This window comes from Kouleothrix sp., from assembly GCF_046328425.1.
GTDB lineage: Bacteria > Chloroflexota > Chloroflexia > Chloroflexales > Roseiflexaceae > Kouleothrix.
In genome coordinates this window covers 181,410-191,013 of the sequence record NZ_JAXLWP010000013.1, presented here as the reverse complement: position 1 = coordinate 191,013, position 9,604 = coordinate 181,410, and the positions used below count along the sequence as shown (strand labels likewise).

Annotated in this window: 9 protein-coding genes; 1 reads left to right on the top strand and 8 read right to left on the bottom strand. The window is 70.4% G+C overall.

Going from position 1 to position 9,604, the window contains the following annotated elements:
• Nucleotides 1–208: 208 nt before the first annotated feature.
• Nucleotides 209–913, top strand: a complete 705-nt coding sequence (locus tag U0177_RS14160) for a hypothetical protein (RefSeq protein WP_409571286.1) — start codon at nt 209–211, stop codon at nt 911–913.
• Nucleotides 914–932: 19 nt separating this feature from the next.
• On the opposite strand, the gene U0177_RS14155 is transcribed toward U0177_RS14160, so the two are convergent.
• From U0177_RS14155 to U0177_RS14120, 8 genes are all read right to left on the bottom strand, one after another.
• A complete protein-coding gene (locus tag U0177_RS14155) occupies nt 933–1,973 on the bottom strand; it encodes a lyase (protein ID WP_409571285.1) in 1,041 nt (346 codons plus the stop codon).
• Between the two features lie 213 nt (nt 1,974–2,186).
• A complete protein-coding gene (locus tag U0177_RS14150; RefSeq protein WP_409571284.1) occupies nt 2,187–2,387 on the bottom strand; it encodes a hypothetical protein in 201 nt (66 codons plus the stop codon).
• Between the two features lie 251 nt (nt 2,388–2,638).
• Nucleotides 2,639–4,690: an ATP-binding protein gene (locus U0177_RS14145; RefSeq protein ID WP_409571283.1), complete on the bottom strand. Its 2,052-nt coding sequence runs from the start codon at nt 4,688–4,690 to the stop codon at nt 2,639–2,641.
• Between the two features lie 3 nt (nt 4,691–4,693).
• Entirely contained in the window at nt 4,694–5,371 is a 678-nt protein-coding gene (locus tag U0177_RS14140) for a response regulator transcription factor (protein WP_409571282.1), read from the bottom strand.
• 56 nt (nt 5,372–5,427) lie between these two features.
• Nucleotides 5,428–6,609 (bottom strand): ABC transporter permease, encoded by a 1,182-nt coding sequence (locus U0177_RS14135; protein ID WP_409571281.1) that lies wholly within the window; start codon nt 6,607–6,609, stop codon nt 5,428–5,430.
• 147 nt (nt 6,610–6,756) lie between these two features.
• The gene (locus U0177_RS14130; protein ID WP_409571280.1) at nt 6,757–7,491 is read right to left on the bottom strand and encodes an ATP-binding cassette domain-containing protein; all 735 of its coding nucleotides are present in this window, start codon (nt 7,489–7,491) and stop codon (nt 6,757–6,759) included.
• A gap of 131 nt (nt 7,492–7,622) precedes the next feature.
• Entirely contained in the window at nt 7,623–9,092 is a 1,470-nt protein-coding gene (locus U0177_RS14125; protein ID WP_409571279.1) for an alpha/beta fold hydrolase, read from the bottom strand.
• 102 nt (nt 9,093–9,194) lie between these two features.
• Nucleotides 9,195–9,596, bottom strand: coding sequence for a secondary thiamine-phosphate synthase enzyme YjbQ (locus tag U0177_RS14120; RefSeq protein ID WP_409571278.1), 402 nt, complete (start codon nt 9,594–9,596; stop codon nt 9,195–9,197).
• Nucleotides 9,597–9,604 lie beyond the last annotated feature (8 nt).

Genomic DNA, 9,604 nt, shown 5'->3' with positions numbered 1-9,604 from the left:
GGGAGGGGTAGGGGGAGGGGTCGAAAGACGTTGCACGAGCCCTGTACGGGCAAACACAGCTCAGCAAATTCCTTCACGGCAAGGCCGGAAGTTTTGTGTAGGCTACTCTTCCGAACGTGTAGACATGCCTACACAACGTGTAGGCGAGCCAGGATCATTGGCATGCGCGGCGTTCGGGCGTCAGGCGCGGAGGTGGTATCATGCGCGAATGACGCCCGAACAGCTGCAAAGCTATATTTTCGGCGGCGGCGCACACCCGCTAGCGGCCGAGCTAGCCCAGTGGGCCGGCGAGTCGCCGCGCTTCCGCGCGTTTGCCGAAACCTACCGCGACAAGATCCGCAAGAAGCTGCGCGGCGCGGCCGACGAGCAGTACCTGCTCGATCTGCGCTGCGAGCTGCTGGTGGCCCGGCTGCTGCTGCGCGAGCGCAGCTTCGCCCTCGAGTACGAGAAGGGCGGCGTGGGCACGCGCCGCGCCGCCGATTTCCTCGTCACCTTCAAAACCCACACCCCACTGAATGTCGAGGTGCGGCGCATCCGCCCCACCGAGCGCCCCGAGCAGAGCGGCGAGCACAACCTCGGCAAGCTCGCCGGCGTGCTCAGCCAGAAGCTCGGCCAGCTCGCGCCGGGCATGCTGAATATGCTCGCGCTGCACTACGACGCGGCGCTGCCCGCCGGCTTCGACGCAGCGGGCATGCTCGCGGCGCTGCGGCTGCGCGCCGAGCGCGGCGACGACGAGCTGTTCGCCCGGCGCGGCTTTGCCGGCGCGCGCGACTTCCTGCGCCACTGGGCGCGCCTGCACGCGGTGCTGTTCCTGCTGCCGCAGCCACACGCGCCGGCCCTCTGGCTCAACTCGCAGGCGCGCCCGCGCATCCCCGACGATCTGCGCCGCGCTATGGCGCGGCTTGCGATCTAGCTAAAGAAGCAGGCAATGGCTACGGCTGGCGCACCACCACCAGCTTATCGGCGGCCGATTCGGCGCCCCACACCTCGCCGGGGCGGCCGAGCAGCTGGCGCACGCTGGCGCTCGGGCTTGGCAGGCCAAACGTAGTAAACAGCTCGGTGCGCGGGTCGAAGCGCACCAGCGCGTTCGAGCCAAAATCGCTCAGCCACACAATATCGCGATCGTCGACATACACCGCGTAGGCTTGCGGCCGCGCACCGGGCAGCCGCCACTCGCGCCAGCGATTTGCCACCGGATCGTACAGGCCAAGCTGGCCGACATCCCACTGGCTCACCCACACCCTGCCGCGCGAGTCGCTCCACACGCGCCGCGCACCTTGCTCGGGCGTGGGCGGCTCGAGCACCGTCGCCTGGCCGCTCTCCAGGTCGACCCAGGCGATATAGCTGCCGGCCAGCGACGCGAAGAACACCGCGCCGCTTGGCGTCGTCGTGATGCCATAGGGGCCGGGGCCGCGCGGCGCGTCGAACACCTGGATCGCGCCGGTGGCCGGGTCGAGCCGGCCGTAGATGCCGCTCTGGCCGGTGAACCACAGCTGGCCCTGGCGATCGAATGTGGCGGTGTTAAGGTTCGCGGCGGGGCGATCGGGCGGCAGCGCGAACACACGCACCGCGAAGCTCTGCGGGTCGACGCGCACAATCGCGTTCAGCCCGCCGTCGGTGATCCACGGCGCGCCATCGGGGCCGACGATCACGCCGTGCGGGGCCGAGCCTGCGCCCAGCCGAACCTCGCGCACCGCGCCGGTGGCCGGGTCGAGCCGGCCGAGCACGCCGCTGGCCTGGCCGGTGTACCACACACCGCCATCAGCGGCGGGCGCGACATCGTGCGGGTGCGTGCCGGCCGGCAGCGGGTACTCTTGCATAAACACAACCGGCGTGGGGCTGGGGCGCGGAGTTGCGGTAGGGCGCGGCGGAGGGATGCGCGTCGCAGGCGCGGCGGTCGGCGCGAGCGCCGGGCTGGCCGCGCCGCACCCGGCCAGGGCGCAGGCTAGCAGCAGGCACAGCCAACGCGGCATGGTCGCTCTCCTCCCCACCTACGCATCATACCAAATCCGGCTGATCGCTGGATTATGGTGGGGGTTCGGGCGGCGAAGCCGCCCCCGAAATTCTTTTTCTTGTGCGGCGCCCGGCAATGCCGGGCGCCGCACAAGAAAACACAAGCAATCAAACGGAGTTGGTATCACCACAGCCAGCGGGCGATCTGCGAATATGCTGCACCCACGCGCAGCCTAGCAGCCAAGCGGCACAACCTCGGCCCACCAGGCATCGCGGGCGTGTTGGCGGCACTGCTGCGCCGGCGAGCCTGTTAGCGAGGCCTCGCTGGCGCCGCGCTGTCGCGGCAGCTCGAACAGCCCGCCGACCAGCATGGCCCCCAGAAACGCGCCGCGGATCGCATAATCGATTGGTCTGAGTGTTTTGATCGTGCGCATGGTGTGTCCCTCACGGGGCGAGCTTTGGCGTGGGGCACGCAGGCGCCGCGCCAAAGACGGTTTACAGCACGCATTTGCCTGCGATCTATGCAACTTGCGTACCGCCGGGGCTGGCTTATACCAAATCCGGCTGATCGCTTGGATTATGGTGGGGTTCGGCGGCTTCGCCGCCCTGAATTCTTTTTCTTGTGCGGCGCCCGGCTTTGGCGGGCGCCGCACAAGAAAACACAAGTAATCAAACGGAGTTGGTATTACGGGGCGCGGCACAGCGTCACACTGAAGCGGCTGCCGCGGCCGGGCTGGCTCTCGGCCGAGACCGTACCGCCCATCGCCGCCACCAGCTCGTGCGCCAACGCCAGGCCCAGCCCGGCGCCACCGGTCTCGCGGGCGCGCGAGGAGTCGCTGCGGTAGAAACGCTCGAACACCAGCGGCAGCTCGTCGGGCGCGATCCCCACGCCGGTATCGGCGACTGCCAGCGTCACGTGCGCGTCGCCGGCGGCCAGCCCCTCGATCGCCACAATCCCGCCGGGCGGCGTGTGGCGCAGCGCGTTTTGGATGAGGTTCAGCAGCACCTGCTCGAGGCGCTTGCGATCGGCCAGCACCGGCGGCAGCGCGGGCGGCAGCGCTGCCACCACCTCGATCTGGCGCTCGCGGCGCGCCAGCGGCGCGAGCGTCTCGGCCAGGCGGCGGCCCACTGCGGCGGCATCCACCGGCTCAAGCGTCAGCGGCAGCTGCTGCGCCTCGGCGCGCGCCAGCGTGAACAGGTCGTCGATCAGGCCGGTGAGGCGCTGGGCCTCGCGCTGGATCACCTCAAGATCGTGCGCGGGCAGGTGCTCGCCGTGCTCCTGCGCCAGCGCCTCGAGGTAGCCGCGCAGCGTCGCCAGCGGCGTCCGCAGCTCGTGCGACACATTCGCCACCAGCCGGCGGTTGCTCTGCAGCAGCGCATCGGCGCGCGCGGCGGCGGCGGCCAGCGCCTGCTCGCGCGCCTGCAGCTGCGCGGCCATGGCGTTGAAGTCGCTCCCGAGCCGGCCAACCTCGTCGGGCGCGTCGACGGCCACTGTATGATCGAGCTGGCCGGCCGCAACCGCGCTGGTGGCCTGGGCCAGCCGCTCGAGCCGGCGCGTCAGCCGGCGCGCCAGCATGTAGCCGCTGCCGATCGACACCAGCAGCACCACAAAGATCGTCAGCGGGATCACATTCAGCACCAGGTTGGTGCCCATCAGCACGAATGTCGTCAGCCGCACCACCGCCGCGCTCCACTGGTAGGTCACGTCGACATTGTTCTCGACGACCAGGGCTGCGATCGGGGCGGCGCGCTCGTCGCCGATCGCGCAGGCGGCGCTGTCGATGAGCTCGCCGTCGAGCGGCCGGCCGCTGGTGCAGCCGCCGCCGCTCACCCGATCGATCAGCAGGCCCACGCGGGCGCGCTCGTCGTCCGGCAGGGGCGCGCCCGCGGGCGCGGCGCCTGCGCCCGCACTCGCCAGCACCATGCCGTTGGGGGCCACCAGCAGCACGCGCCGCACGCCGTTGAACGAAAACGCGCTCGCGTCGCTCCGGTCGAGCTCGCGGCTCAGCTGGTCGTCGGTTGTCGGCAGGTGCGCGCTGCCGTCGAGCAGCCGCCCGAGCAGCGCGTCGATCTCGCCAGGCCCGGCGTGGCGCCGCACCACTGGCGTGATCGCCGCAGCCATGCGCTGCGCGGCATCGTTCGGATCCACCAGCGTCGGCACCAGGAACAGGCTGGCCACGCCGGCCGTCACGATCAGCGCAATCGGCAGCAGCAGCGTCGTCAGCACGCCCACCAGCAGGTACGAGAACGCCAGCTGCCAGCGCAGCCGGCTGCGCCCGGCGGCCCACAGCACCAGCAGCAGGCGCACAGGCGCGAACAGCCCCAGCGTCAGCAGCTGGTAGTTCGCAAGGTAGGGGCCAAGCGCGGTGTTGAGGTCGTCGAAGCGCCGGCCGTACAGCAGCGCCGGGTGCTGCACAAAGCGCAGGCACAGCCAGCTCACCAGCCCGGCCAGCAGCCCAAACAGCACACTCCAGCTCAGCGCGCGCAGGCCGCGGCGCCAGATCGTGCCGTGGCCCGGCGCCAGGCGCCAGGCGCCGCCCGCCTGCAGCAGCACCAGCGGCAGCGCCACGATCTCCGTCCAGGGCGATCCGGCCACCAGCGCGAGCGGGTAGGTCAGCAGCGAGGCGGCGCTGCTCAGCGCCAGCATCTCGAGCAGCGCGCGCCAGTAGCCGCTGCGCCGGGCCAGCTGCGCCCGCAGCGCGGCGCGAGCGCCGCCAAACAACCAGGGCTGTGCCATTCTTCACTCCAGGCGGTAGCCTACGCCCCACACCGTGCTGATGCGCTCGCCCATATCGCCGAGCTTGCGGCGCAGGCGCACAATATGCGTGTCGACGGTGCGGTCGCCGCCGTCGTAGTCTTCGCCCCACACTTGGTCGAGCAGGTAGGCCCGGCTGAAGCTGCGGCCGGGATGGCGCGCCAGTATGAGCAGCAGGTCATACTCTTTCACGGTCAGGTCGACCGGCTCGCCGGCCACCTGCACGCGCCGCGCCAGCGGGTCGATCTGCAGGCCGCCCAGCGCGATCGGCCCCTCGGCGCCGCGCTCGGCGCGACGCAGCAGCTCGGCACGGCGCAGGATCGCGCGCACCCGCGCCATTAGCTCGCGCAGGCTGAACGGCTTGACCAGGTAGTCGTCGGCGCCGACCTCGAGCCCCAGCACGCGGTCGGCCTCTTCCGAGCGCGCGGTGAGCATCAGGATCGGCACGATCGAGCGCTCGCGCAGCCGCCGGCACACCGCCAGGCCGTCGAGCCCCGGCAGCATCCAGTCAAGGATGATCAGGTCGGGCTGGCCCTGAGCCGCCAGCATCAACCCGGACGGGCCATCGTGCGCCACCAGCACCTGGTGGCCCTCGGCCTCGAGCTGGCGCCGCAGCAGCGCAGCCAGCTCGTGCTCGTCTTCCACAATTAAAATCGTTGCCATACTCACGCCAATCGCAATGCCAGGGCCGATCGTGCCCCGCTGCCGGTTGTATGATTCTACCCTTTCCCCACCACGATCGCCTCGCGCCGGTACAGGCCCACCGCCAGCGCCAGCAGCGCCGCCGCCAGCGCCAGCGTCACCGCCGCCGAGATCGCCGCGTCGGCCGGGCGCAGCGCCTCGCCGCGCATCGCCTGGTTGATCAGCAGCTGCTGGCCGAAGGTCGGGATCAGCATATTCCACAGCGCGCTCTTCACCGGCATAAACGCCAGCAGCAGGCCGGGCATAGCCGGGATCAGCGGGATGAGCTGCAGGTAGGTGCTGGCCTCTTTCGGGCCGCGGCTATACGACGCCACCACCATCTGCAGCGCGCCGCCCAGCAGCAGCATTGGCAGCGCCAGCAGCCCGATCAGCGCGCTGGAGGCCAGGCTGAAGCTCAGCTGCACGCCCAGCGCCGCGCCCAGCGGCACCAGATTCACCACCAGCGCAAAGGCGATCAGCGTCTCGATCAACACCACCGCGCCGACGGCCAGCACCGCCAGTAGCTTGGCCAGCACGAACTCGTGGCGCGGCACCGGGTTGATCAGCAGCGGCTCGAGCGAGCCGCGCTCGCGCTCGCCGGCGGTGCTGTCGACCGCCAGGCCCGCGCCGCCCGAGAACACCGAGAAGATAATAAAGTACGGCAGCAGGTTCAGCAGGCTGGCCGCGCGGCTCTGCGCCGTCGCCACGTCCACGTCTTCCACCGCCAGCGCCTGCGCTGCGGCCGGGCTTACGCCGCGCGCCAGCAGCCGCAGCGCGCCGATCTGGCCGCTGTAGCTGCGCAGCAGGTCGCGCGCCCGGCCGACGGTCACGCCGGCCGACTGGCGCGACTCGTCGATCACCAGCTGCACGGCGGCCGGCTCGCCGGCCACAAAGGCGCGGCGATACTCGGGCGGGATCACCAGCACCACGTCGGCATCGCCCGCGCGCACCGCCGCCTGCGGGTCGGCCGGCGCTGGCGCGATCTGCACATTCTGCTGGCGCAGAAATTCAACCAGCGCCGGCGCGTTTTCGGCGCCGGCCACCGGCAGCTCCAGCCGCTTCTCGCTCTGGTCGGCGGCCACCCGCCCGATCACCGAGAACATCAGCACCAGGATCAGCGGGCCGAGCAGCGGGTAGAACAGCGCGGTGCCGAGCGTGCGCCGGTCGCGCAGGTGGTCGGTAATCTCTTTTATAAAGATCGTGCGAATTCGATCGAACATCACAGTGTCTCTCAATGGGCCTAAGAAGCTGTGTGAAAAGGGTGGTTTGGAGCGACGAAGTCCCTCCAAGTATCCACTTTTTCTGGCGGGCGGCGGCCACGAATGCGGCCGCCACCCGCCAGAACCGTACTCAATACAGCGGCGCGCCTACAGCATGATCCCCTCTTCGCTGCCGATCGCCGCCACAAAGGCGTCTTCGAGGTTCGGCTCGCCAGTGGCGGCGCGCAGCTCGTCGGGCGTGCCGGCAGCGGCCACGCGGCCCTGCGCGATCACCACGATCGAGTCGCACAGCGCCGCGACTTCCTGCATAATATGGCTCGAGAACAGCACGCACGCGCCTTCGTCGCGCAGCCGCCGGATGATCGTCCGCATCGCGCGCGTGCTCATCACGTCCAGGCCGTTGGTCGGCTCGTCGAGCAGAATGTTGCGCGGGCCGTGCACCAGCGCCCGCGCAATCGCCACCTTCACGCGCTGGCCCTGCGAAAAGCCCTCGGCGCGCCGCTCGGCAATATCGCGCATGTCAAGCAGGTCGATCAGGCTGTCGATCGCGCGCTCAAGCGCCGCGCCGCGCATGCCGTGCAGCCGGCCGAAGTAGCGGATGTGCTCGCGCGCGGTCAGGCGCTGGTACAGCCCGCGGTTGTCGGGCAGCACGCCGATGCGCCGGCGCACCGCGTCGGGCTGCTGGGCGGCGTCGATGCCATCCACCAGCGCCGTGCCGCCGTCGGGGCGCACGATCGTGTAGAGGACGCGCAGCGTGGTGGTTTTGCCCGCGCCGTTGGGGCCAAGCAGGCCAGTGATCCGGCCGTCGGGCGCGACAAACGACACATCGCGCACCGCCGCCACGCTGCCAAACGATTTCTGCAGATGCTTGACTTCGATCATACCATGCTTCACTTTCGGGGGTTTGGGGGCGGCTTCGCTGCCCCGAAATTTCTTTTTCTTGTGCGGCGCCTGGCAAAGCCGGGCGCCGCACAAGAAAACACAAGTAATCAAACGGAGTTGGTATCATTCGCTCACGGCTCGGTGCCGGCGAAGCTGGTAAAGAACGGCATCGCGCGAATATCGGCGACGCAGGCGGTGTCCAGGCCGGCCACGCTCGCGCGCTCGACGAACTCGGCGGCCAGGCGCGGCAGGCAGCCGCGCGGCAATACGTTATGGCCCTGCCCCGGCGCCACTAGCTGCATGCTGTTGCGCAGCGTGGCGGCGGCGCGCTCGGCATTCGCCGGCGGCGTCACCGGGTCGGCCTCGCCCGAAAGCAGCAGCACCGGCACATCCGAGGCCACCGGCTGCTTGAAGTCCGGCGCGACCGCGCCGGCCGGCCAGGCGGCGCAGGCCGCGCGCAGCTGCGCAAGCGAGCCCGCGCCGAGGTAGCCCGCGCCTGCGCCGGCCGGCTCGCCAAAGAACGGTACGTCCTCGGCGCACAGCACCGCCAGGTTCAAGCCGCCGCTGATGCTCTGGCCAAGCTGCTGGCTCACCAGCAGCGCCTGCGCAGCCAGCAGGCGAGTGTCGCCCGTGGCGTAAGCGCTGTGGATCAGCAGCGGCAGCAGCGCGGCCGTCTCGGGGGCGTAGCTCAGCAGCCGCACGCTGCTGGCCAGCATCTCGCGCGTGAAGGTCACGTCGGTGGGCGCGCCGGTGAGCGGGTGGGCTACGCTGAGCTTCGCCGGCTGGCGGTCGAGCCGCGCCAGCAGCTCGGCAAACTCGCCGCCGACATTCGGGAACGCGGCTGCGCAGGCTGGCTCGGCGGCGCAGCGCGCGAAGATCATGTCGAGCGCGCGCTGTGCGTCGGGCGCCACAGCCAGGCCCAGCGCCGCGTCTTGCGGCACCACGCCGTCGAGCAGCGCCGCGCGCACCTCGCCGCCATGCTGGCCCTTGTCGGTCAGCGCCAGGCGCGTACCATACGACACACCGTACAGGTTGATCTGGCCGTAGCTCCGCGCCGCGCGCGCCTGGTCGAGGTCGTCTGCGGCCTGCGCCGTGGTATACAGCCACGGGTCGGCGCCGAGCTGGGCCAGGCACTCGCGCGCCTGCGCGGCGATCTCGCGCTCGTCGGGCGCGCTCAGCTCGCGCTCGAATGCCGCGCAGCGCAGCGGGTGCGATCCGCCGGTGCCGCGCTGATCGACCAGCACGATGTCGCGCTGCCGATTGATCGGCTTGAGCGCCGCCGCGAGCAGCGGGTAGCTGTCGATCGCCGACTGGCCTGGCCCGCCGGCCAGAAAGAACAGCGGGTCGGCGGCCGGGGTGCGGCTCACCGCCGGCACCACCGCGACGCGCAGCTCGATCGTCCGGCCGCGCGCGGCGGCGCGATCTTCAAACACCGCCAGGGTGCCGCAGCGCGCCGCCACCCGCTCGGCCAGGCCAGGCGCGCCGATCTGGCACGGCGCCAGCGCCAGCGCCGGGCCAACGTCGGCCGGCGCGCCGCCGCAGCCGGCCAGCAGCAGCACCAACAGCAACAGCAACACCCGCCGCGGGAACACTCGAAGCATTGCGAGATCCTCATCGTGCCAAAGCCACAGCCTCAGTCTAGCGCGCGGCTATCACGCGAGTTCGCCGAAATTGTGACAAAACTGCGAACTTGGGCCGACGTGCTAATCGCGCAGCAGCTTCACCAGCACCCGCCTGGTGCGCGGCCCGTCGAACTCGGCGAGGTAGATCGCCTGCCAGCGGCCCAGCACCAGCCGGCCGCCTTCAACAAACACGAAGTGCGAGAAGCCCATGGCGCTGGCCTGCAGGTGCGAGGCCGAGTTGTCTTCGATATGCCGGTAGCCGGCGTCTTCGCGCGGGGCCACGCGCCGCAGCAGCATGAGCATATCGTGCTGCACGCCGGGGTCGGCATTTTCCTGGATGGTGATGCCGCAGGTTGTGTGCGGCACATACAGCAGCGCAACGCCCGCCTCCAGCCCGCGCTCGCGCACAAGCCGCGCCACCTCGCCGGTGATATCTACCATGCACTCCTGGCCGCTGGTGCGAACCGACAGCTCGTGGATCATTGTGCTCC

Coding starts and splice junctions, on each gene's coding strand:
- U0177_RS14130 (WP_409571280.1), bottom strand. CDS start 7,491: ATGATCGAAGTCAAGCATCTGCAGAAATCGTTTGGCAGCGTGGCGGCG.
- U0177_RS14135 (WP_409571281.1), bottom strand. CDS start 6,609: ATGTTCGATCGAATTCGCACGATCTTTATAAAAGAGATTACCGACCAC.
- U0177_RS14155 (WP_409571285.1), bottom strand. CDS start 1,973: ATGCCGCGTTGGCTGTGCCTGCTGCTAGCCTGCGCCCTGGCCGGGTGC.
- U0177_RS14120 (WP_409571278.1), bottom strand. CDS start 9,596: ATGATCCACGAGCTGTCGGTTCGCACCAGCGGCCAGGAGTGCATGGTA.
- U0177_RS14140 (WP_409571282.1), bottom strand. CDS start 5,371: ATGGCAACGATTTTAATTGTGGAAGACGAGCACGAGCTGGCTGCGCTG.
- U0177_RS14125 (WP_409571279.1), bottom strand. CDS start 9,092: ATGCTTCGAGTGTTCCCGCGGCGGGTGTTGCTGTTGCTGTTGGTGCTG.
- U0177_RS14145 (WP_409571283.1), bottom strand. CDS start 4,690: ATGGCACAGCCCTGGTTGTTTGGCGGCGCTCGCGCCGCGCTGCGGGCG.
- U0177_RS14150 (WP_409571284.1), bottom strand. CDS start 2,387: ATGCGCACGATCAAAACACTCAGACCAATCGATTATGCGATCCGCGGC.
- U0177_RS14160 (WP_409571286.1), top strand. CDS start 209: ATGACGCCCGAACAGCTGCAAAGCTATATTTTCGGCGGCGGCGCACAC.